This is a genomic window from Persicimonas caeni, from assembly GCF_006517175.1.
In the GTDB taxonomy this organism is placed as follows: domain Bacteria; phylum Myxococcota_A; class Bradymonadia; order Bradymonadales; family Bradymonadaceae; genus Persicimonas; species Persicimonas caeni.
The window spans coordinates 2,249,263-2,271,342 of record NZ_CP041186.1 but is presented as its reverse complement, the minus strand read 5'-3'; the positions used below and the strand labels follow the sequence as shown (position 1 = coordinate 2,271,342).

Sequence of the window (22,080 nt, the reverse complement as noted above, 5' to 3'; positions counted from 1 at the left end):
CAGGGCGCTCGACCCTGCCTCCAATGCTGCTTAGCGTGGCTGCATGTGCGGGTTGAGCATCTTGTTGAGCTCCTTGTTCTCGCTGCACTGCAGCGAGTTGTCTTCCTGGAGCTGGCAGATGCGCAGGTGCGACCGGATGGCCGCGGTGTTCGTCTCGCCGTTGAGCATATTCTCGGTGGTGATGTGCTCGTAGTAGGCGATGTAAAGGGTCATGTCCTCGTCGCCGCCGCTCGACTGGGCGGTGCTGCCGACGTTGCCGGCCGAGGCGACCTCTTGGGGCGGCGCTTCGGGGGCATTGTCGCCCTCGGCGCTGGCCTCGTTGCCTTCTTCGGTCTTGGTGCCCGCGCTCTCTTCGGCGGCCGCCTCGACGTCACTCTTGGCTTCGGGCTCGGGAGCAGGCTGCTCCTTTTCGGCGAAGGCGCCGCCGCCCATCTCGCCCCAGTGGGTGGTGCTGATATAGCGCTTGCTCTGCTGCTTGAAGATGCCGCAGCCGGACAAAAAGAAGAGCGAGAGCGCTGCGATTAGACTGATTCGAATGGCTCGAGTGCTCATAGCAGGGTCTTCTCCTCTTTCTCGACCAAAATGGTGCTGCGGCTGCATTGCAGGCGCTCGCCGGCATCATCGTACTCGCAGATCTCGAGGAGGTACTCCTCGGTCACCGGGTCTTTGATGTGTTTGATGCTCTTTCCTTCGACGAACTCTTGCTTGAACATGACGGGTCGCGGGGTGACGCAACCCACCGAGACGCTGGCTAGGATGCCCAGCGCGATGAGAGCGGCTACCGCTCGAAATGCGTTTTTCATCGTTCACTCCTTGTCGATCGACTGATGGCTCTACTGAGCAGCGGTGGCGACCCCGCCGCCGCACATGGCGCCGTCTTGGGGGGCGTTTTGCGGCCACTGGCCGCTGATGTCGCGGTGCCAGCAGGTCTTCTCGCAGCTGAGCCCCGCGTCGCTGCGGCGGCACTCCCAGTAGTTGTACTTGGCGGTGTTGTAGAACCCGCCCACGCTGCTGGTGGTCAGCGTCTTCATCAGGGTGACCTCCCCGTTGGGGTGGTCTTCGACGCTCAGGATGCGGTAGCTCGTCGAGCAGGCCGACGTCAGCGCCAACACGCCCAACAAGAGCAGGGCGAAGGCGATATTTCGCGTGGTGTTCATGGATCGCTCCTTACTCTTTGAAGTGGATGTTGACGTTCTGGCAGTTCTGCAGAGACCCGTCTTTGTTGCGCTCACACTCGATGAGCCCACGTTTGGTCTCGGCGCCCACTTGCTGGTGATACAGGAGCTTGACCGACTTCTTCGACGACGTGATCTGGTCGACGTAGCGCGGCCCGACCTGGGTCGCGCAGCCGACCGACATGAAGATGGCGGCCAGGGCCACAAACATCAGTAATAGATTGGAGCCACCGGATCGGGTGGCAGACTCTTTACGGCGCAAGGTATCCTCCATGCGTTCGAGAGACACACTAATACAAACACACGACAGCATCTTGGAGTGGTCCTCCGACCGTGCGCTGCCGCCCCTTCGTTGGGGAATATGGACGTAGTCTATGGTAGGGCTGTAGGAGCGTGCAACCGAAGGCTCCCAAGAAGTGAGAATTGTAGGAGACGAGTAACATGATCCGCACATCCGCCCGCATCGGTGTCTCGGCGTCGGTCTTCCACGAAGATCCGGATCGACGCGTCTACAACGGCCGCCCCTTGCTCTACCTGGAGCAATCGATGGCCACCTGGCTGATGGAAGCCGGCGTGCGCCCCTACGTCATCCCGTTCGCCCCGGAAGGCGTCGAGGTGGCCACCTCCCTGCACGACCTTGTCGAAGGGCTCGACGGCGTCGTGCTGCAGGGCGGGGTGGACGTGGCGCCGGAGACTTACGGCGAAGCTCATATGTCGGAGCAGTGGCCCGGTGATGCCGTGCGCGACGCCTACGAGATCGCGCTCGTGCGCGCCTGCCTCGAGCACGACAAGCCGTTGTTGGGGATCTGCCGCGGCCACCAGATTTTGAACGTCGCTCGCGGCGGCACGCTCTACCAGGACGTGCCCACGCAGGTCGACGACCCGCTCGCCCACATGGACCGCCCGCTGTACGAGCGCAACTACCACCCGATCGCCATCGAGCCGGAGAGCCGGTTGAGCGGGATTTACGGCGGCAAGACCCGAGGGCTGGTCAACAGCGTGCACCACCAGGCGATCAAAGACGTCGGCGAGGGGCTCGTCATCGAGGCGCGCGCGGCGGGTGATGGGGTGGTCGAGGCGGTGCGCCTCGATTCCGACGAGCGCTGGGCGATGGGCCTGCAGTGGCATCCCGAGTTCCAGCACGCCGACGAAGACGAGTTGCTCGATCGCTTCGCGGTGATCGACGCGTTTTTGCAAGCGGTCGACGCGCGTCGGTAGTCGTTCATTGCGAGTGCATCTCGCTCTTGGCGCCCGCGCTGGAAGGTCGGCCCTCGATTGCGTACTATGGATCGCGGCGAGTAACGATTCCACGACAACGAGAGAGAGATGGCGGCGCGACACGCAAAGTGGCTGGCGGTTCTCACCTGCGCAGCGGGCCTTGTGCTCGGTGCATGCTCCGACGACGATGCCGGTTCGGCGAATAACGGCGGCTCCAATAACGGTGGCCAGAATAACGGCCAGACCGACGGCGGAGGCAATAACGGCGGCGACGCCACCACCGGCGATGCCGTGGCCGACGGCTCGGGAGCCGATGGCTCCGGGGCCGACGGCGGCGGAAACAACGGCGATACCTGCCCGACGACCACCTTTAGCGAGGTCTACCAGCCCAACGTCTACCTGCTCGTCGACCGCTCCTCGTCGATGGAGGGCGAGCCGATGACTCAGGCCAAGGCGGGCCTCGACGCGGTCGCCGACTCGCTCTCCGGGCGCATCCGGCTGGGCGTGGGCGCCTATCCCTTCCCGAGCGCCGGCTGCGGGGTCAACGACATGATCGAGGTGGGCACGAACAGCGCCGCCGACCTCAAGGGCGCCTGGGCGGGGCTGACCGCCGCCGGCGGCACGCCCACCGGCCAGGCGATCTACGAGGTGCGCACGCGCAACCTGCTCAGCGAGACGGGCGACACTAACGACGACAAGCGCGAAAAGGCGCTCGTGGTCATCACCGACGGCGACCCCACCGTGTGTGAGGACGAGCACCCCCACCTGAGCGAGGCCCAGACGCTGGCCGCCGAGGGCGTGCCCATCTTCGTGGTCGGCTTCCGCTCCGAGGCCAACCCCGACAAGCTCGACGCGCTCGCCGAAGCCGGCGGCACCGACGCCCCCGGCTCGAACCGGTTCTACACCGCCAACAGCACCAGCGAGTTGGCCGACGCGGTGCGCAATATCTCGACCGATGTCATCGCTTGCTCGCAGACCCTCGACTCCGCCCCGGCCAGCGCTGACTTGATCAGCGTCGAGATCGACAATCAGCCGGTGCCCCAGGATGGGTCCGACGGCTTTACCTACGACCCGGGCACCGCGACCCTGAGCGTCCACGGAAGCTGGTGCGACACGCTCCAAGACGCCGCCGCCGACGGCACGGTGATGGCGGTGACCGTCAACTGCGCCGGCTGCACCCCGGCGGGCAACTCCTGCAGCGCCGACGGAGACTGCTGCAGCGGCACGTGCATCGACGGTACCTGCGGTACGCAGTGCCAGCCGCTTGGCGGCACTTGCGCCGACAACGGCGACTGCTGCGGCGAGGGAACGTGCGCCATCGAGGAGGGGTTGACCGGTACGTGCATCGGCGGGTAGGTGTGGCGCGAAGCGCCCCACGACCGGCCGAAGGCCCTCATGACTCGAGAAGCAAAGCCCGCCGGCCGGCGGGTCCTAAAAGATCCCCGGCTGCACATCATCTTCGGTATCACCCTGAGCGCGGTCATGGGCGTGTCGTCGATCACGCCCGTCTTTCCGAAGGTCGCCGAGGCGCTCGACGTCGCCCCCGAGCAGACCGGGCTGCTGATCACCTTCTACTACCTCTCCGGGGTTATTCTGACGCCCGTTCTGGGCTTCTTGTCCGACCGCATCGGCCGCAAGCGCATCCTGGTGCCGTCGCTCTTTTTGTTCGGCGTGGCCGGAACGGCGTGCGCGTTCGCGCGCGACTTCGAGTTGTTGCTCGGGCTTCGGCTCTTGCAGGGGATGGGCGCGGCGTCCTTGGGCGCGCTCAACCTGACGCTGATCGGAGACATCTTCGCGGGCAACGAGCGCACCGCGGCGATGGGCTATAACGCGAGCGTCTTGAGCATCGGCACCGCCGCCTACCCCGCCATCGGCGGCGCGCTGGCCATGCTCGGCTGGCACTACCCGTTCGCGCTGCCCATCGTGGCCATTCCGGTGGGGCTCTTCGTGCTGTTTCGCCTCGACAACCCCGAGCCGGAGGTCAACGCCCACTTCAAAGAGTACCTGGCTCAGGTCACCCGCGGGCTGAAGAACCGGCAGGTGGTGGGCATCTTCTTGGTCAGCTTTGCCGTCTTTGCCATCTTGTTCGGCCCGTACCTGACCTTCGTGCCGCTGTTGCTCGACGACCGCTTCGCCATCGACTCGTTCGCCATCGGCCTGGTGATTTCGTCGGCGTCGATCACGACCTTCTTGGTCAGCGCGAACCTCGAGGCGCTCACTCGCCGGTTCAGCGCCACGGGGCTCATCTACGCCTCCATCGTGCTCTACGTCGCCGCCATGGCGATGCTCCCGTATATGCCCTCGGCGTGGTGGATGGTCGTGCCGTCGCTGGTGTACGGCGCCGCCCAGGGCCTAAACATCCCGTCGGTGCAGACCTTGTTGGCCGGGCTCGCCCCCATCGAGTACCGCGGCGCATTCATGGCGCTCAACGGCACGGTCTACCGCATCGGTCAGACCACCGGGCCGGTCGCCGCCGGGGTCTTGTACGCCGCATGGAGCTATGAGGGCGTCTTCTGGGGAGCCGCGGGGTTGGCGGCCTTGTTGGTCGTGGTCGTCGCCGCTACCTTGCGTGAGTGAGGTTTTATTATGCAAAACGTCCACAAAATCTTGCCCGTCGGCACGAAGGTCGTCTTGAGGACGCCCACGAAGGCCGGCCCGCGCGAGCGCCCCGAGGGCGCGGTCGCTCAAGTCGTGCGTAACCCGCACGAGAAGGGCGGCGACTACCGAATTCGCTTTACCGACGGGGCCGAGGCGACCGTCGCACGCGACGATCTGGCCATCTTGAGCCACTTCCACCGGCCCGACTGGGAGCAGGCCGAGCATCCCGAGGGCGAAGACAGCCTGCGGCGCACAGTCATCTACCGGTGCATCGTCGGCTCGGAGGCCTACGGGCTGGCTCACGAGGAGTCGGACGTCGACCGGCGCGGCATCTACCTGCCGCCGGCCAGGCTGCACTGGTCGCTCTACGGCGTGCCCGAGCAGCTCGAGGACAAGGCGACCGACGAGGTGTACTGGGAGCTGCAGAAGTTTTTGCGCCTCGCGCTCAAGGCCAACCCGAATATCTTGGAGTGCCTGTACACGCCGGTCGTCGAGCACGTGCATCCGGTGGCCCAGGAGCTGTTGGACATGCGGCATATCTTCTTGTCGCAGCTCGTCTACCAGACCTACAACCGCTACGTGCTCTCGCAGTTCAAGAAGCTCAACCGGCGCTTCGAGAAGACCAGCGAGATCAAGACCAAGCACGCCATGCACCTGATCCGGCTGCTCATCTCGGGGATCACCATCCTCGAGGAGGGCTTCGTGCCGGTCGACGTCGAGCAGTGGCGCGGGCGCTTGATCGCCATCAAAGACGGCGAGATGCCCTGGCCGGAGGTCGACAAGTGGCGACTGGACCTGCACAAGCGCTTCGACGAGGTGTTCGAGGCGACCGATTTGCCCGAACGACCTGATTACGAGCGCGCGAATGATTATCTTGTTGAGGCGAGGCGGTGGGCCGTCGATGGATGGGAGACTAAGTAACCCTAAGTAACCCTAAGTAACCCTAAGTAACCCTAATACTACTTGGTCAATTTCGTGGCCCGCACCTGAGCGAGACCAGGGCCACGAGCGCGAGAAGGCATTCTGACAGCGATGCCGGTGCGCATCATGGAAGAATGACGCCGAAGCGATCGTGGTTCTGGGCCGCTCCAGGGCGGGTTCACCGAAAGTGACCAAGTAGTACTAAGTAACCCTAAGTAACCCTAAGCAACCCTAAGTAACCCTAAGCAACCCTAAGAGACTCCCCATGCAAAAGTCATATGATTTCGGTTGGTTGGAGCGGCAAGTTGACGAGCATCCGTATCCGATCTTCTTCGCGGTGTTGAGCGGAGCGCATATGTACGGGTTTCCGTCGGGAGACTCGGATTATGACGTGCGCGGGGCACATGTGCTGCCGCTCGAGGATGTCGTGGGGTTGCGGGCGAGGCGTGATACGGTCGACGTCATGCACGACCTGGAGGGCCGGGAGCTCGACGTGGTCACGCACGACCTCAAGAAGTTCATCGAGCTGCTGCTCAACAAGAACGCGATGGTGCTCGAGCAGGTCTTTTCGCCGCACCTCATCGAGGGCGGCGACGCGTTCGACGAGCTCAAAGAGATCGCCGGCGACTGCATCACTCGCCACCACGCCCACCACTATCTGGGGTTTGCTCGCTCGCGCTGGGAGGGGTTCGAGGAGAGTCGGCGCCTCAAGGCGCTGTTGTACGCCTATCGCGGCTGCTTCTCCGGCATTCACCTGATGCGTACCGGCGAGGTCGAGACCGACCTGACGACGCTCGCCGCCAAGTACAACCGCCCCGACTTGCTCGACCTGATCGAGGCCAAGCAGGCGGGCACCGAGAAGATGCAGCTCGACCCGTCGAGCATCGACAAGCACCGCGACTACGTGCTCGAACTCATCGAGCGTCTCGAGAAGGAACACGAGGCGAGTGAGCTGCGCGAGACGCCCGAGGCCGACGCCAAAGAGCGCCTGCACGATTTGCTGGTGCGTGTGCGGTTGCAGGCTCGGTGAGGCGCGTGCTCAAGGGCACTCCGGCGTGCCCTCCGGCGCCTTGCCATCATCGTCGCACACCTGCAATTCGAGCCCGCCAATCTCGCCCCGTTGGGCACCTGCGTACATCTTGCGGTACTCGCGGCCCGAGATGACCTTCAAGAAGCGCAGGTTCGACAAGATATGCTCGATCTTCTCGACGCGCGACGACGGCAGGTACCCTGACAAAACTTGCTGGCCGAAGAGCGACGGGCCCGGAAGCACCGAGGCCAACAGCGCCACCTGCGGCACGCTCAACTCCTCGGGCGGGATGTCGAAATAGCGCCGGGCGGCTTGCTTGAGACCACGCAGGTTCGGGCCCCACTCGACCATATTCATGTACAACTCGAGGATGCGCTTTTTGCTCAACTCGGATTCGAGGCGCCAGGTGACGTAGGCCTCCTGGAGCTTGCGGGCGAGCGTGCGCTCGTGGTCCAGAAAGAGGTTCTTGGAGAGTTGCTGGCTCAGTGTGCTGCCGCCGCGCACGATGCCGCCTTCTTTGACGTTGTGGACGAGCGCGCGGCGAAGCCCTCGCCAGTCGAAGCCGTCGTGGCTGAAGAATTTGGCGTCCTCGGCGGCGGTGAGCACCTGCGGGACGTGCTCGGGCAGGGTGTCGTAATCGACCCAGCGGTCCAGCTCGACGTTACGGGCCAGGGTGCCCGGCAGATCGATCGACGGCGGACCGTCGGCGGCAAGGGCGAGGACGTCGGCGTGGCTCGAGTCACCTTTGACCTCGACCTCGCCGCTAAAGTCGACCGTCAGCTCGATGCTCTCGGGGAAGGCTGTGTGCCCGGCGCTGTAGATGCCGAAGCCGAACTCGCCGTCGAACTCCGTGCCGCGTGCCAATTTGGCGAGGCTCGGCGGCAGGCCGTCTCGCAGCCGCTGCGGGTGCAGATCTTCGGCGAGCGCGAAGGTCTCGAAGACCCACCCGCGCCCGGCGTCGAGGGCGTAGCCGCCAAAGTCGATGGGGTCGGCCTCGCCCAATGCCGCCTTGCCCGACGAGATACTGACGGTGCGCGCACGCGGCTGGAACGCCGCCACGAGTTCGAGGCCGACGCGGCCAAACTCGAGCGGCTCACCGGTGACCATCGGCAGGTCGAGGGTCATCGAGCGGGTGTTCAAGTCGACGTCGAGCTCGACGAGATCGAGCCAGGGCTCGTAGCTCGCCTCGATCTTGCCGCTATGCACACCGCCGCCGGCGTGGTCGTCGAGGCCGAGGGTTGGCCAGATGGGCGCGGTCTGAAACTCGCTCAATTGAACGCGCGTCTCCAGAACGCCCCATTGACCCGACCAGTTCGACGCGAACGAGGCGAGGCCCCGGTCGGCGTCGCGCACGTCGCCTTGGACAATCGTCGTTTTGGTCTCGCTGTCGTGAACGGCCTCGAAATTTTCGAGGCGGTACGGCAGAGGCGTGCGCCGCGTGTCGACATCAAGGTCGTCTAGGCTCACGCGCACTTCACTGGTGCTCGCCGACAGCCGCATGGCGCGGCTCTCGGCGGAGATTCCGGCAGGTCCGACGAATTGGAGCCCGCCCAACTCGACGGTGGCAGGTTGGCACTGCGGGCACATCGTGATCTCGGAGACCTCCATGCCCAGCGGAAGCCCGGTGGCGACCCATCGGTCGACCCGTGTGGGCTGCTCGGGTTCGAGCACGTAGGTGCTCGCTCCGTTAGCGGCCCCGGCGCCCGCATTGTCGCCAGCTAAACGCCGCATGCCGAAGGGCGTCGCGTCTGGCAGCTGGCCGTAGCCGTGGCGAAACTCGAGCGTGGAACCGGCGCCGGTCGTCAGCAGGAACTCGGCGCGGTGCAAGACAAGCGGCCGCGTGGTGCTCGGCAGGGGCGCGGGGTGAACCGACACCGACACATCGTGGAGCACCGCGCGTGTCTTGCGAGCCACCGGGGCTGCCGGGGCGACTGACTTACTCGCGGACGAGGCGCTGGGCTTGGCAGGTTGCTTCGTCGGCTCGGGCTCGGGTTGGGGCGACGCCGGCGCACGTGTGATGCGAACGCGCCCGCCGTCGACGTCGATGGAGTTTGGGTGGACGCGAAGGCCGTCGAGCAGTTGTGCCAAGGAGGGCGTGACGTCGACGGCGTCGAGATCGGCTTCGACCAGATAAGCGCCGCGTCGGGCGACCAACTGGACCTGCTCGAAGCGCACCCCCAGCAGTCCGTGAGGCCGAAATGTGTTGATCCGAAGGTTGACGTCGTGGCGCTCGGCGAGCGCCGTCAGCTTGGCGCGCACCGTCGGTCCGACGACCAGCGGGGTGCGCACCAGGTATCCGGCCGCAAACAGCGTGGCGAGCATCCCCACACAAATTGCCAGAATGAAGCTGATTCGGACGCCCCTGCGTCGACTGGCCTGCTGGGGCAGGGCGCTCGGGTACGACTCGGTCATCCGCTGGCGACGTCTGCTCGGTTGGGGCTCATGAACCGGCCGACGACCGCCGCGCCCACACTGTCACCCCACACGTTGACCGACGTGCGGCACATGTCGAGGATGCGGTCGACGGCGACCACCAGCGCATAACCGGTGCCCGGCAGCCCGACGCTCTCGAGCACGATGATCATGGTGACCAGGCCCGCGCTGGGCACACCCGCCGCGCCGATGGCGGCCAAGGTGGCGGTCAACACGATGATGAGTTGCTGGGCAAAAGTCAGGTCGAAGCCGAGCGCGTTGGCGATAAAGACCGCAGCGACCGCCTCGTACAGCGCGGTGCCGTCCATGTTGATGGTCGCGCCCAGCGGCAGCACGAAGTCGGCGGCTTTGCGGTCGACTTTGGCGCGCTCGGTGACGCACTCGTGGGTGACCGGGTAGGTCGCCGAGCTCGAGGCGGTCGAAAAGGCGGTCAGGAGCGCCGGGGCGAGCGCGCTCAGATAGAAGAACGGCTGGATGCGCGCGATGAGCAGGAGGATGAGCGGAAGGATAACGAACGCGTGGATGGCGAGCCCGCCGACCACCGACACCATGTAGATGCCCATGTCGCCGAAGAAGGTCGCCAAGTCGCCCAGCTTTGGGTCGAGCAGGGTGCTCACGAACAAGGCCGCCACGCCCACCGGCGCGGTGGCCATGATCCAGTCGGTGACCATCAAGACCAGATCGTTGGCCTGGGTGAAGAATTTACGGATGAGCGAAGCACGCTCGCCTGCGGCCAAGATCGCCAGGCCGGTCAAGATCGCCACGAAGATCGTCGGCAGCATGTCGCCGGCGGCGAACGCTCCGAAGAGGTTTTCGGGCACGATATTCAGGAAGACTTCGCTCAGCGGTGTCGGCTCGAGTCCTCCGTCTTCGGGGGCGCTCAGGTTGAGGCCCTTGCCCGGCTGGAGCACGTTGACCACGCCGATGCCCACCGTGACGGCGAGCAGGGTGGTCATCAGGTAGTAGCCGACGGTAAACACGCCTAGCCGACCGAGCTCGGAGGGTTCCTTGAGGCTCTGGATGCCGGTGACGACGCTGGTCAGAATCAGCGGGATGATGATCAGCTTGAGCAGGCGAATGAACAACTCGCCCACGAAGCTGAACGGAGCGCGATAGCTCTCGAATTGGCTCGGATCGACGGCCCCACGTACGACCAGTCCATAAACGAGCGCCACCAGCAGACCGATGAAGATCTGCCAGTGGAGCTGCTTGTACCAAGCTGAGTCGGGACTGGTCGTCATGAGGTCTATTCGATCAGCTCGATCCCCAGCTCTTCGAGCATTTCGTTGAGCTCGTCTTCGTGCCCTTTCTTGATGGAGAAGGCGACGTCGCCCAGGCGACGCTCGATGAGCGGGTCACACTCGGGGATTTGAGCGAAGCGATCGGCGATCTCGGCGTTTTCGAGCACGATGACCGTCACGCCGCTCGACATGGCGACCTCGAGCGGCTTGTCGAGCAAGCTGCGAAGCTTGAGGGCCTGAGCGGGAGGGATGCCGCCGTCGGTGCGTGCGTCCAAGAACTTGACGATATGATCGAGGGTGTTGTCGGGCCAGCGACGGGCGCTCTTGCCGACCTCGATCTTGTAAAAACGCGAGCGCGGGGTGCTGTCCTCGAGCTGCGTGCCGATCTTGTCGAGCTCGCTCAGGGTGACGATGTCGGTCTCGAGCGGATCGATCATCACCTCGAGCATATCGACGAAGTACAGGCTGGGCGGAATGTCGCCCAGATAGTCGATGAGCACGCCGTCTTGTTGCTCGACGAGTCGCTCGAGTCCGGCCGGATTGCTGTCGGGCAAAAAGGCCGACTCGGGGCCGAGGCGATACGACACGAAGTCTTTGCCACGCTGCTCGTGGCGAAGCTGGCCGATCACTAGGTCAAGCTTGTCGGGGTCCGGATGGCGGATGAGCACGCCGTTGGCGAACAACTCGAGCTTGCGGTGCACGCGCTCCCAATCGCGGATCTGGAAGGCGACGGTGTCGGGCACCGGAGCGTGGCTGAACTTGTTGAGCGTCTCCACGATCTCGTCGGCGCTCAATCCCATCCCTAGACCGCGCTGGACGGTCTCGGCGGTCAACTTGAAGTTGGCCACGCGCTCGGAGAGCTTCTCGCGCTGGCCGACCTGGTAGAGTCGGTAGACGATCTCCAGGGGCGCCGGATCGAGGAAGAGCATCACCTCGAAGTTGGGCTGGACGACCATGCATTCGGACGGAGGGGGACCGGCGTCGGTCTCCTCGCGCTCGATTTTGACGCCCAGCAACTTCGCGCCGCGCGGGGTCACCCGCATCATCTCGACGCCGTCGTCACTCTCACCAAATTCGATGACGCCCAGCCAGATCAGGCCGCGTCGGAGCACCGCTTCGATATAGCGTCGCGGCTCGACGGGCGGCTCGGTCTTGCTCAGCGCCCGCGGCAGATAGCTCTTGTCGAGCTGTGCGCACAGGTCGATCATCGCCTCGACCGGGGTCCATTGGCCCAGTCGAGCGCGCTTGAGCACCGAGAGCACGTAGCCGCGCGCTCCGATAAAGGGTTCGCCGGTGGGCTCGAACTGCGAGAAGTGCTCCTCGGAGTCGGCCGGCCCACCTGCGCGCGTCAGAGAGAGGCTCTCGACCTCGCTCCAGTATTTCAGCCCGCGGAACGCGCTCGATAGCATGCGGTTGCGCCCGTCGGGATCGGCGCAAAAGAACTCTTCGACCGGTCCCTGCTTGCCCGTGATCGACTGGTCCTGTTTGTCGACGAAGTCGAGCTCGAGGCTCAGCGCCAACAAAAAGGTCAGGTAGTCGAGCTGGACCGCGTCGTTGAGATCGAGGTCGTCGGCCGCCTCGCCCGATTCGCCGGGGAAGGTGATCCCGCGGCCAAAGCGCACCAGGCTTCGCCGGTTGGGCGTGCCGTCGATGTTCAGGCGCAGGTTCTCCTGCTGGAGCAGCGAGGCAAAGTGGAGCAGGTTGAGCTCGAGCCCCTCGAGGGTGTTGTGCTGGGTCGTCGAGATCTCGCCCGACCACGCCTCGATCGCCTCGGGGCCGAGCTTCTCGGCCTCCTCGGTTAGCTGATCTTTGAGGGGCACGACCACGGCGAGGTCACGCTGCAAAAAGGAGTCCTGGTCGAGGAGTCCCTCGATATCCAGCTCGCTCTCGCCGGGGTTGGGCAACGGGATGAGCAGAGCCTGCTCGACCAGCTCGCGCAGCACCTCGTCGGTGTCGCCGAAGCCGCGCAGCAACAGGTCGCGTCGCAGGTTCTCCCCGCGCATGCGTCCGCCGCTGGCGGCGACCTGGCTCAAGATCACCCGCTGCAGTTTGTTGACCTGGGCGAGGCGCTCGTCGACGACGTCTTTGGAGTTGACGTGGCCGGCGACTTGAATGCCTTCACTTTCCGGCGAGAGTCCCCAGGTCTCGGCGAGAAAGCGCTTCGATGACAGGCTGTAGCCGCGCTCGAAGAGTGCTACGAGTTCCTCTGACTCGAGAGGACCTCCTCCCGAACCACGCGACCTGTCTGAACGCTGACCTCTCACTCGTCCTCCTGCTGCTCGGACGTCTCGGCTTCTTCGTCTTCTTGGGCGGCTTGGGCTGCAAGCAGCTCTTCAGTGACGATATCGCCAACGACTTTGGGAAATGTGCCACGTTGCTGAAGGGCCTCGCGGATTGCCTCCAACTGGTATGCCGGTGCGACAATGGCGCGACCGCCGATGCGTTGAATGTCGAGCTCGGTGGTATCGATGGAGACCATCGTCTCCTCCAAGATCGCCTCATTCTCGCACAGCATCAGCGCCACGCCGCGGTGAAAAGTTGGTTTTGCGTCGGATGCCACGGGTGGACCTCGCGATGTGGAAAGCACAATCGGGGGCGGGACAATTTCTGGGCCCGCGTAGGTTAAGGCAGAATAAGGATCCGGGCCTCGGAATGTCAACCACGGCACGGGCTTCCCTGCGCTCGCCCCCTTGACGCGGTGCGTCGTGTGCCTACTGTCTGGCTGAGCCGTTACAAATGAAGTCGAGAGTGTTTCACTGACCTGATCCCAGCGGTTGGTATTGGCCGGCATCTCTGTGTCGGGCGAGTCGATGAAGTCTGCTCGGGGGTTCATGACGATTCGATTGGGAGATACCAAATGCTCGAATGGAAACGATGGAAGTTGTGTGTGGCCGTGTTGATGTCACTGTCTCTGGTCGTGGTGGGCTGCGACGACGATGACGACGATGATCTGCCCCCGGATGTCGGCACGGCGGACGTGGTTGAGGATGTCGTCGAAGACGTGGCCGAAGATGCGCCGGCCGATGCGGCCGAAGATGTCGCCGAAGATGCTGCTGAGGACGTGGCTGAAGACGTCGAAGAAGATGTGGCTGAAGATGTCGAAGAAGATGTGGCTGAAGACGTTGGCGATGACGCTGACGCCACCGTCTCGGCCGTCGTCGAGGTCGACTGTGCCACCGTGCAGGCCGACCAGGTGGTGAGCATGGTCAATATCGCCTACGACCCGGCCACCTTTACCATCGCAGCGGGTGACGTGGTTCGCTGGGACAACGACGAGACCTCGGCGATCCCGCACACGGTGACCAGTGGACGCTCGGGTGACGCCGACGCCGGCGACCTGTTCGACTCGGGCAATATCGCCCAGGGCGAGAGTTATTGTCTGCAGTTCAACCAGGCGGGGACTTTCAACTACTACTGCACGATCCATCCCACGCAGATGAATGACGGGGTGGCCACGGTCCAGTAGGTCCGCTCGATGGCCGGCGGCGACCATCGCCGCCGGTCCTTCTTCCGCTACATCTGGAGTCAGCGTGCATCGCCTTGCCGCTGTCGTAGGTCTGTGGATGGGCTGTGTCGTGCTGTTGACGGCGAGCACCGCCACCGCGCTACCGCGCTTTGCCGCGCGCACGGGCTATCCGTGTGCCACTTGCCATGTCAACCCCACCGGCGCAGGACCACGCACTCGCTTCGGCGCCAACATTTGGGCCCAGCAGGCGCTGCCGATGGACCTGGGCGAGGTCGAGATCGGCGCGATGCCCACCCTCGACTTTGACAATGGGTTTGCCGCCTCCTTGGGCGCCGACCTGCGCGTGCTCTACGCGCATGTCGAGGAGACCGACGACCCGTCGGATCCCGGCCTCAACTCCTTCTTTCCCATGCAGGTCGACCTATATGTCACCGCCGAGTTGGGCCGCTATCTGACCTTCGTGCTCGACCGCGGGCTCACCAACTTCGAAGCCTTCGGCATGCTACACCTCCCCGAGCGCAAGGCGTGGCTCAAGATCGGTCACTTCGTCATGCCCTACGGGCTTCGTCTAGCCGATCACACCGCTTTCATTCGCGAGGAACTCGGCTTCAGCCCGCAAGCGGCCTACTACGGCCTCGACACCGGCCTAGAAGTCGGATGGCGCCCCGGGCCGTTCACGTTCGCGCTGGCGATCGCCAACGGCAAGCCCATCACCGGCGCGGCGCCCTTTGGCTTCGATCGAGATGACGCCAAAGGCTTTTATGGCTTGGCCGAGTATCGCTTCGGCCCCTCCGCACTTCCGCTGCGGGTGGGACTCTCGGGCTACACCAACGAGTCGGGCCGCAGGGTCATCGTCGAAGAGGAGGGCGTCCCCCGGTTGGAGCAAGACGACCGCATCGAGCGTCACCAACTGGGCGTCTACGTCACCGCGACGCTCGGCCGCTTCACGTATCTCGGCGAGGCCGATCGGGTATGGACGACGCGCTTTTCGACCGACCCGGAAACCTTCGACTCTTCGTCCGACGAGGTCGAAGGCTACGTCGTATTCAACGCGTTGAATTACCTGGTGATCCAAGGCCTCGATCTGCAGTTGCAGCTCGAGTGGCTCGAGCCGGACCTCGACGCCGACGATGACGAGGTTCCGCGCATCGGCGCCGGCTTCGAGGCGTTTCCCATCCCGATGTTCGACCTCAAGTTCTTGTGGCGCCGGCCGCTCGACGGCGAGCGCGAGGGCATCGACGAGTTGGCCGTCATCGCCCATTTCTACTTCTAGTTGTTGGTCCACTAGACGCCCGGAGCTTTTGATGCGCATCCTCCTCCTGTTGTGCAACACCGCCGCGTTCCTGGCGTTGTGGTGCGCCGGGTGCGCCACCGACGCTCCCGAACCCTACTTGCCCGAAGACGTCGGTCAGACGGTCGAGGGGCCGGGGCTGGTCTCGCGAGGCGCCCACCTTTACATGAAGTATTGCCAGCCGTGCCACGGCGCCGAAGGGAAGGGCGACGGCCCGGCCGCGGATGTGCTCGACACGCCGCCGCGAGACCTCACCGCCGGTCAGTTCAAGTTCCGCTCGACCCCGATGGGCTCGTCGCCCACGGCCGGAGATCTGTACCGCGTCATCGCCCTCGGCGTGCCCGGTACGGAGATGCCTGCCTGGGGCGATCGCCTCGGCGAGCAGGAGATGTGGTCGATCGCCGCCTACGTGCAGACGCTGGAGCCTGGCTTCGGCGACGAGGCGACTCGCCCCAAGCCGGAGGCGGTCATCGACATCCCCGCCCCGCCGGAATTGGGCGCCGATGCCGTGGCGTCGGGTCAGAAGCTGTTCGGTCAATTTGGGTGTACGAGTTGCCACGGCGAAGACGGTCGTGGCGGTGGTCCGTCGGCTGCAGATCTCGAAGACTACACGGGTCGGCCCATCGCGCCTCCCGATTTCAGCACCGGCGTCTACAAGAGCGGACCGCGCCCGCGCGACCTCTATCGAACGATCGCCACGGGCGTATCCGGCGTGCCGATGCCCGGCTACGCTGGCGCGTTGAAGCCCGACCAGATCTGGCAGGTGGTCGCTTATATCCGCTCGCTTCGCCAAGAGCGCGGCGTCTTCGACTACTTGTTGGCCACGGACCCGGGACGGTTGTAGAGGCCATGATCGTGGGACGACGTCGCGTAGTTGACACCTCTTCGACTGAGTGAATACCTTCTACATGAAGGGTTTGACCCGCAATCGTCATATTGGAGAAGACGTGGACGCCAACACCGCGCGCATTTTCGAAGTCGGGCCGCGTGACGGCCTGCAGAACGAGGACGTGATCCTCGAGGTCGACCAGAAGGTCGAGATGATCGAACGTCTGGTCGCCGCCGGGCACACCGATGTCGAGATCGGCAGCTTCGTGCATCCCAAGTGGGTGCCGCAAATGGCCGCCACCGGCGAGGTCGTGAGCCGGATCGAGCGCAAGGAGGGCGTACGTTACTGGGCGTTGGTGCCCAACCAAAAGGGGCTGGAGCGCGCGCTCGGCGCCGGCCTCGACCACATCGCCACGTTCATGTCGGCGACCGAAGCCCACAACCAGAGCAACCTGAACCGCTCGCTCGAAGAGAGCCTGACGGTCTCCGAGGAGCTCATCGGTACGGCCAAAGCGCAGGGCTGCGAGGTGCGCGCGTACCTGTCGACGGTGTTCGGTTGCCCCTACGAGGGAGCAGTCGACTTCGACCGGGTCATGGATATCTGCGCCAAGCTTCTCGACTTCGGCGCCGACCTCATCTCGCTGGGCGACACCATCGGCGCAGGCACGCCGCCACAGGTTGAAGATGGCTGCCGGCGCACCGTCGAGGCGTTCGGGGCGGATCGCGTCGCACTGCACCTGCACGACACCCAGGGGCTGGGCCTGACCAATGCCTACGTCGCCTGGCAGGTCGGCATGCGCCAATTCGACAGCGCCGTAGGCGGCACCGGCGGCTGCCCTTATGCCCCCAGCGCCGCCGGTAACCTCGGCAGCGAAGACCTCGTCCACATGTTCGACACGATGGGCATCGAGACGGGCGTCTCTCTCGACGAACTCGTCAAGACCTCGGCCTGGCTCGACGAGGCCACCGGCATCAGTCCGGTGTCGCGCTACTACGAGTACCGCGCCAATCGCGCCGAAGGCATCTGCAACTGATTTCCTCGGTGCGAGGGCATCTTGGCCTCGCCTGCCTTCGGTGCGGGGGGCATCTTGCCCTCACCTGCCTTCGGTGCGGGGGGGCATCTTGCCCTCGCCTACCTTCGGTGCGGGGGCATCTTGCCCTCGTTCAGCTCAATCGAGCGCCACGCGGTAACGCATCTCGCGAAAGGTCGCGTTCGGCCGCTCGTCGACCTTGCGACCACCGTCGTCCTCCCACCCCTGCGACTCGTAAAACCGCTTTGCCGGCTCGTTTGTCTCGAGCACCCACAGCGTGGCTTCGTCGAAGCCCTCGCGTTCGAGTTCGTTCGTGGCGATGGTCAGCAGCGCCCGCCCGATGCCGTGGCGCCACGCGTAGGGGTGCACATAGATCGCGAACACCTCGCCGACACTCCGCGTGTCGACGTCCGCGTCGCGCGAGCGTCCAAACGCCACAAACCCGCACACCTCGCCGTCGTCGACGGCGACGAAGGCGCGTGTTCCCCCGGAGGGATCGCTCAAGAGCTTTTTCCAGCGCGCCGTGCGCGCGTCGACCGATAGGTTATCGAGGAGGTCGTCGGGCAGTTGCCCGCGGTAGGCGGCTCGCCAGGCGGCGACGTGGACGCGCGCGATGCCTCGCGCGTCGTCCACGTCTGCCTGTCGTAAGGTGGGGTTCATCGGCTATGCGGTCTTTAGGAGCGCGGAATGCCAGTCCGCATTTGGCCGACGAGAGCGGGCCCTGTGCCCGCCGAGGAGGGCGAAAACGAATGGGCCACAATTTCGTGGCTTGCGCACGGGTAGGCTCAGCCGCGGGGCCTCAGGGGCCCCGGCGTCTTCGCCAATAGCGGCCTAGCATGCCGCGCTCCTGTCTTAGACGGGGCGTACCGGCTTCTTCTTGTCGGGCCAGTCGACCTTCTTCGAGGCCGTCAGCTCCAGGCGCTCGCTGAGCTCGGCGCGAAGCTCGTCCTTGGTGACGATGTCGTCGACAATGAGCTCGCTGGCGAGCCGGTAGATGTCGATGTCCTCTTCGTACTCGTCGCGCAACTTTTGGACGTACGCGGGGCGCTCGTCCTCGGGCAGCGCTTGGATCTTACGCGCGTACACCGCGTTGACCGCCGCCTGAGGACCCATGACCGCGATCATCGCCTCGGGCAGCGCCAGGGTGGCGTCGGGCTCGAAGCCCGGGCCGCACATGGCGTACAGGCCCGCACCGTAGGCCTTGCGCAGCACGACCGAGAATTTCGGCACGGTCGCCGAGCTGACCGCCGAGATCATCTTGGCGCCGTGGCGGATGATGCCCTGCTTTTCGACGCGGGTGCCGATCATGAAGCCGGGGACGTCGGCCAAGAAGACCAGCGGGATGCCGAAGGCGTCGCACAGGTCGATGAACCGGGTGCCCTTGTCGGCCGAGTCGACGAACAAGACGCCGCCTTTGTACTTGGGCTGGCTGGCGATGATTCCCACCGGCTGGCCGTCGATGCGCGCCAGGCAGGTGACCAATTCGCGGGCGAATTTCTCTTTGATCTCGACGAACTCGGAGTTGTCGACCAGGTGGGCGATGACCTTTTTGACGTCGAACGCCTTGTTCTGGTTGACCGGGATGAGCTCTTCGAGCGTCTTCTTCTGCTCCTGAGGCGCGATCGGCTCGTGGATCGGCGGCTTCTCGTGGCAGTTCGACGGGAAGTAGTCGAGGTAGTTGCGGGCCCACTCGAGCGCTTCCTGCTCGGTTTTGACGAGTACGTCGCCGCAACCGGACTGCTTGCAGTGCATCTTCGCGCCGCCCATCTCCTCCAGCGTCACCTTCTCGCCGATGACCATCTCGGCCATGCGCGGCGAGCCCAGGTACATCGAGGCGTTACCCTTGACCATGACGACCACGTCGCAGAACGCCGGGATATAGGCGCCGCCGGCGGCCGAGGGGCCGAAGAGCAGGCAAATCTGGGGGACGTAGCCCGACAGGCGCACCTGGTTGTAAAAGATTTTACCAGCGCCGCGGCGGCCCGGGAACATCTCGAGCTGGTCGGTGATGCGCGCACCGGCCGAGTCGACCAGGTAGAGCAGCGGGATGCGAAGCTTTTCGGCCTTCTCTTGGATGCGGATGATCTTTTCGACGGTGCGCCAGCCCCACGAGCCGGCTTTGACCGTCGAGTCGTTGGCCATCACGGCCACGCGGCGGCCGTTGATGTGGCCGATGCCGGTGACCACGCCGTCGGCCGGCAGGTCGCCGGCCAAGACGTTGGCCCACTTGCCGTCTTCGAGCTTGAGGCCGTCGTCGAACAGCAGCTCGAGGCGCTCGCGCACGAAGAGCTTGCCGCGCTCCTTGTTGCGCTCGTGGTACTTCTCTTTGCCGCCCTTTTCGATGTCGGCGCGGCGCTCGTGGACTTCCTGGTCCAGCTCGGACAATGCGTTGGTCTCTTCGCTCATGAGTACGTCCTGGGTTGTTGATGTTGCGTAGATGTGGCGTGGCGAATGCCGTAACGTGTGCGTGGCGTCTGTGGTTTATGCCGCGGGTTTACCCAAGGCAAGCCTTGGGGCTGCACAGGCGCCCCAGACAACGGGGCGAGCTCCGCGGGCAGCAAGCGGCCGCTCCGCATGGGCCTATTTGCCCTTGAAGTTGGGTTTTCGTTTTTCGCGGAAGGCGGCGAGTCCCTCCTGGCGGTCTTCGGTCGGAATCGTGACGGCATAGGCGCGCGATTCGATCTCGAGGCCGGTGTTCAGGTCGGCCTGCATGCCGGCGTCGATGGCGATCTTTGCCTGCTGCAGGGCGATGGGCGCCGAGTCGAGCATGGCGCGGCCGAGCTCTTTGGCGCGGTCGAGGACCTGGTCGGCGGGCACGGCGTAGTTGGCCAGCCCGATTGCCTCGGCTTCCTTGCCGGTGAGCCGTTTGGCGGTAAAGATGAGCTCTTTGGCCTTGGCAACGCCGACGACGCGCGGCAGGCGCTGGGTGCCGCCGGCGCCCGGGATGATCCCCAGGCGCGTCTCGGTCAGCCCGACCTTGGTGTCGGCGTTGACCACCCGAAGGTCGCAGGCCAGCGCCAGCTCGAGGCCGCCGCCGAACGCATAGCCGTTGATCGCGCAGATGACCGGCTTGGGACAATTGTCGATCGCGCCGAAGCAGCCGCGGTAGTCGTCGATGCGCCGGCGCACCTCCGACTCGCTCATCGTCGCGCGCTCCTTGAGGTCGGCCCCGGCGCAAAAAGCGCGGTCGCCGGCAGCGGTCAAGACGATCACGCGGACCGCGTCGTCGTGGCGCATCTCGTAGAACTCGTGCCACAACTGGCCGACGAGCTCGCCGTTGAGCGAGTTCATCGCGTCGGGCCGATTGATGGTAATTACGCAAAGGCCGTCGTCATCGACCTGTTTCGTGAGTACCTTTTCGTCGCTCATTTGTCCGATGGGTGGCGGTGGTATAAGGTTGTATACACGCTCGCAAAGCTTTCAGTTTCGCCTTAGTTTCGCAAGGGAAAATAGAATGAATCAGGCGCCCCCCAACGACCGGCGTCCCGAAGCGCACGCTGCCCCCTCCTACGAGGCCGACAGCGGCAACGACGAGACCAAAAGCAGCTTCAAAGAGACCGTCGAGACGGCCGCCAAGGCCTACTTCGGCGCTTGCCGCAAGATTGCGCGCGCCATCAATCGTCTCAAGAAGGGGTGAGCCGACGCCACCTCTTCCGGCCCGCGGCTATCTTGGCGGCGGCCATTTAGTACTACTTGGTCAATTTCGTGGCCCGCACCTGAGCGAGACCAGGGCCACGAGCGCGAGAAGGCATTCTGACAGCGATGCCGGTGCGCATCATGGAAGAATGACGCCGAAGCGATCGTGGTTCTGGGCCGCTCCAGGGCGGGTTCACCGAAAGTGACCAAGTAGTATTAGGCGGGCATTTATTTATTGATATCGGAAGAAGAGTTTGACGCGTTCGCCTCGTCGGCCGGTCACCGATTTGGGCTCTGACGTCTCACCATTGTCGAATTTGACGCGCAGAGCATGCTCGCCGGGGCTTATGTCCACGGTCGCGGGCGTGCGTTGCGTGGTCACTTGGCCGTCAATGACGATGAGGCCGGCGGGTTTCGAGTAGACCGTCACCTGCGCGCTGCTCGGGGGCGATTGGCCGGCCTTCTGGTAGTAGGACTTCGCCCTCGGGACATCCGCCTCGATCGTGGCATCACCCCAGGTGACGCCTTCGAAATAGAAATCTCCGAGCTGTTTGCACGCATCCTCCATTCCCTTTTGACAGACACGGTCGAGCAGGGCGGTGTACTCGTCGAGCGCCCACGGCTTGTCAGCTACGTCGGCGGCCTGGACCGCGTCGACCAGCACCCAGCAGGCGTCGCTCTCGCCACTTTCGCATGGCGGCCGCATCATCTTGGCCGCGCGAGCCGGCGCCTTCGAGAGGCCGCGTCCAGAGACCATCAAGCGCGCCTGAGCGCGGCACGATGGCTTGTATCCAGCCGCGCACAACTTCGCGATGTGTCCGGCGCCGAGCGCCGCGGTGTGATCGTGTTGGACGAGCTCGACGGCCAAATAGGCGCAATGCTCGTCGTCGCCCAGCTCGCAGGCACGTGCAGCGAAAGTCTCGGTCGCCTCGGCGCTCGGCGGCACCTCGTGGCCGGCGGCGTAGCGCCGGGCGAGCTCGGTACAGGCGTGGACGTCGTCGTTCTGACAGTCGGCCACGGCCGAGCTCAACTCGCGAAGTTGGGTGCGGTGATGCTCCGGCAGAACGCTCCCCGGGGCGGCCTCCTGCGCCGCGTCGGCCGAGCTCCCTTCGCTCGGCGCCTTCGTGCCCGAAGCTCCGGCGCAGGCGCATGTGAATATGACCGTGAGGAGCGATAAATACAGCTTTTTCAACATCATAAGTTCGCAATGAT

At 64.6% G+C, this 22,080-nt stretch carries 22 protein-coding genes; 10 read left to right on the top strand and 12 right to left on the bottom strand.

Translation table 11 applies throughout. The features are described 5' to 3' along the window. Positions 1–30: 30 nt before the first annotated feature. The 4 genes from FIV42_RS08450 to FIV42_RS08435 are packed head-to-tail and all read right to left on the bottom strand — an operon-like array spanning position 31 to position 1,386. Complete coding sequence (locus FIV42_RS08450) at positions 31–552, bottom strand: hypothetical protein (RefSeq protein WP_141197251.1); 522 nt, start codon at positions 550–552, stop codon at positions 31–33. Beyond that, positions 549–803 carry a hypothetical protein gene (locus FIV42_RS08445; RefSeq protein ID WP_141197250.1) on the bottom strand — a complete coding sequence of 85 codons (255 nt, stop codon included), beginning with the start codon at positions 801–803 and terminating at the stop codon, positions 549–551. Before FIV42_RS08445 ends, FIV42_RS08450 begins: the two co-directional genes overlap by 4 nt. Before the next feature lie 30 nt (positions 804–833). Beyond that, the gene (locus FIV42_RS08440) at positions 834–1,157 is read right to left on the bottom strand and encodes a hypothetical protein (RefSeq protein WP_141197249.1); all 324 of its coding nucleotides are present in this window, start codon (positions 1,155–1,157) and stop codon (positions 834–836) included. Between the two features lie 10 nt (positions 1,158–1,167). Beyond that, a complete protein-coding gene (locus FIV42_RS08435) occupies positions 1,168–1,386 on the bottom strand; it encodes a hypothetical protein (protein ID WP_141197248.1) in 219 nt (72 codons plus the stop codon). Between the two features lie 230 nt (positions 1,387–1,616). On the opposite strand from FIV42_RS08435, the gene FIV42_RS08430 reads away from it, so the two are divergent. From FIV42_RS08430 to FIV42_RS08410, 5 genes are all read left to right on the top strand, one after another. After that, a complete protein-coding gene (locus FIV42_RS08430) occupies positions 1,617–2,393 on the top strand; it encodes a gamma-glutamyl-gamma-aminobutyrate hydrolase family protein (RefSeq protein WP_141197247.1) in 777 nt (258 codons plus the stop codon). Between the two features lie 108 nt (positions 2,394–2,501). Then, the gene (locus FIV42_RS08425) at positions 2,502–3,749 is read left to right on the top strand and encodes a VWA domain-containing protein (protein WP_141197246.1); all 1,248 of its coding nucleotides are present in this window, start codon (positions 2,502–2,504) and stop codon (positions 3,747–3,749) included. A 39-nt stretch (positions 3,750–3,788) separates the two neighbouring features. Continuing rightward, on the top strand, positions 3,789–4,970 hold the full coding sequence (locus FIV42_RS08420) for an MFS transporter (protein WP_141197245.1): 1,182 nt from the start codon (positions 3,789–3,791) through the stop codon (positions 4,968–4,970). A gap of 9 nt (positions 4,971–4,979) precedes the next feature. After that, complete coding sequence (locus FIV42_RS08415; protein ID WP_141197244.1) at positions 4,980–5,912, top strand: nucleotidyltransferase domain-containing protein; 933 nt, start codon at positions 4,980–4,982, stop codon at positions 5,910–5,912. A 265-nt stretch (positions 5,913–6,177) separates the two neighbouring features. Further along, complete coding sequence (locus tag FIV42_RS08410; protein WP_141197243.1) at positions 6,178–6,942, top strand: nucleotidyltransferase domain-containing protein; 765 nt, start codon at positions 6,178–6,180, stop codon at positions 6,940–6,942. A 9-nt stretch (positions 6,943–6,951) separates the two neighbouring features. On the opposite strand, the gene FIV42_RS08405 is transcribed toward FIV42_RS08410, so the two are convergent. The 4 genes from FIV42_RS08405 to FIV42_RS08390 are packed head-to-tail and all read right to left on the bottom strand — an operon-like array spanning position 6,952 to position 13,176. Further along, complete coding sequence (locus tag FIV42_RS08405) at positions 6,952–9,354, bottom strand: biosynthetic peptidoglycan transglycosylase (RefSeq protein ID WP_141197242.1); 2,403 nt, start codon at positions 9,352–9,354, stop codon at positions 6,952–6,954. Continuing rightward, complete coding sequence (locus FIV42_RS08400; protein ID WP_141197241.1) at positions 9,351–10,616, bottom strand: dicarboxylate/amino acid:cation symporter; 1,266 nt, start codon at positions 10,614–10,616, stop codon at positions 9,351–9,353. Before FIV42_RS08400 ends, FIV42_RS08405 begins: the two co-directional genes overlap by 4 nt. Before the next feature lie 5 nt (positions 10,617–10,621). Further along, the gene (locus tag FIV42_RS08395) at positions 10,622–12,880 is read right to left on the bottom strand and encodes a helicase-associated domain-containing protein (protein ID WP_141197240.1); all 2,259 of its coding nucleotides are present in this window, start codon (positions 12,878–12,880) and stop codon (positions 10,622–10,624) included. Continuing rightward, positions 12,877–13,176: a hypothetical protein gene (locus FIV42_RS08390; RefSeq protein ID WP_141197239.1), complete on the bottom strand. Its 300-nt coding sequence runs from the start codon at positions 13,174–13,176 to the stop codon at positions 12,877–12,879. Before FIV42_RS08390 ends, FIV42_RS08395 begins: the two co-directional genes overlap by 4 nt. Before the next feature lie 297 nt (positions 13,177–13,473). Between FIV42_RS08390 and FIV42_RS08385 the strand changes: the two genes are divergently transcribed. The 4 genes from FIV42_RS08385 to FIV42_RS08375 all read left to right on the top strand — a co-directional run bounded on the left by FIV42_RS08385 (position 13,474) and on the right by FIV42_RS08375 (position 17,235). Further along, positions 13,474–14,082, top strand: a complete 609-nt coding sequence (locus FIV42_RS08385; RefSeq protein ID WP_141197238.1) for a cupredoxin domain-containing protein — start codon at positions 13,474–13,476, stop codon at positions 14,080–14,082. Positions 14,083–14,146: 64 nt separating this feature from the next. Continuing rightward, complete coding sequence (locus FIV42_RS30070) at positions 14,147–15,355, top strand: hypothetical protein (RefSeq protein ID WP_168210502.1); 1,209 nt, start codon at positions 14,147–14,149, stop codon at positions 15,353–15,355. A gap of 31 nt (positions 15,356–15,386) precedes the next feature. Beyond that, a complete protein-coding gene (locus tag FIV42_RS08380) occupies positions 15,387–16,217 on the top strand; it encodes a c-type cytochrome (RefSeq protein ID WP_168210501.1) in 831 nt (276 codons plus the stop codon). Between the two features lie 103 nt (positions 16,218–16,320). Beyond that, complete coding sequence (locus FIV42_RS08375; protein WP_222615417.1) at positions 16,321–17,235, top strand: hydroxymethylglutaryl-CoA lyase; 915 nt, start codon at positions 16,321–16,323, stop codon at positions 17,233–17,235. Between the two features lie 135 nt (positions 17,236–17,370). On the opposite strand, the gene FIV42_RS08370 is transcribed toward FIV42_RS08375, so the two are convergent. From FIV42_RS08370 to FIV42_RS08360, 3 genes are all read right to left on the bottom strand, one after another. Continuing rightward, positions 17,371–17,865, bottom strand: a complete 495-nt coding sequence (locus tag FIV42_RS08370; RefSeq protein WP_168210500.1) for a GNAT family N-acetyltransferase — start codon at positions 17,863–17,865, stop codon at positions 17,371–17,373. Between the two features lie 219 nt (positions 17,866–18,084). Beyond that, positions 18,085–19,638 carry an acyl-CoA carboxylase subunit beta gene (locus FIV42_RS08365; protein WP_141197234.1) on the bottom strand — a complete coding sequence of 518 codons (1,554 nt, stop codon included), beginning with the start codon at positions 19,636–19,638 and terminating at the stop codon, positions 18,085–18,087. A gap of 174 nt (positions 19,639–19,812) precedes the next feature. Beyond that, positions 19,813–20,601: an enoyl-CoA hydratase-related protein gene (locus FIV42_RS08360; protein ID WP_141197233.1), complete on the bottom strand. Its 789-nt coding sequence runs from the start codon at positions 20,599–20,601 to the stop codon at positions 19,813–19,815. Between the two features lie 85 nt (positions 20,602–20,686). Here FIV42_RS08360 and FIV42_RS08355 point away from each other — a divergent pair, with 85 nt between their 5' ends. Then, a complete protein-coding gene (locus tag FIV42_RS08355; protein ID WP_141197232.1) occupies positions 20,687–20,869 on the top strand; it encodes a hypothetical protein in 183 nt (60 codons plus the stop codon). Positions 20,870–21,100: 231 nt separating this feature from the next. Here the strand turns inward: FIV42_RS08355 and FIV42_RS08350 are convergent, their stop codons facing one another. Beyond that, positions 21,101–22,063, bottom strand: coding sequence for a PEGA domain-containing protein (locus FIV42_RS08350; protein ID WP_168210499.1), 963 nt, complete (start codon positions 22,061–22,063; stop codon positions 21,101–21,103). Positions 22,064–22,080: the final 17 nt, after the last annotated feature.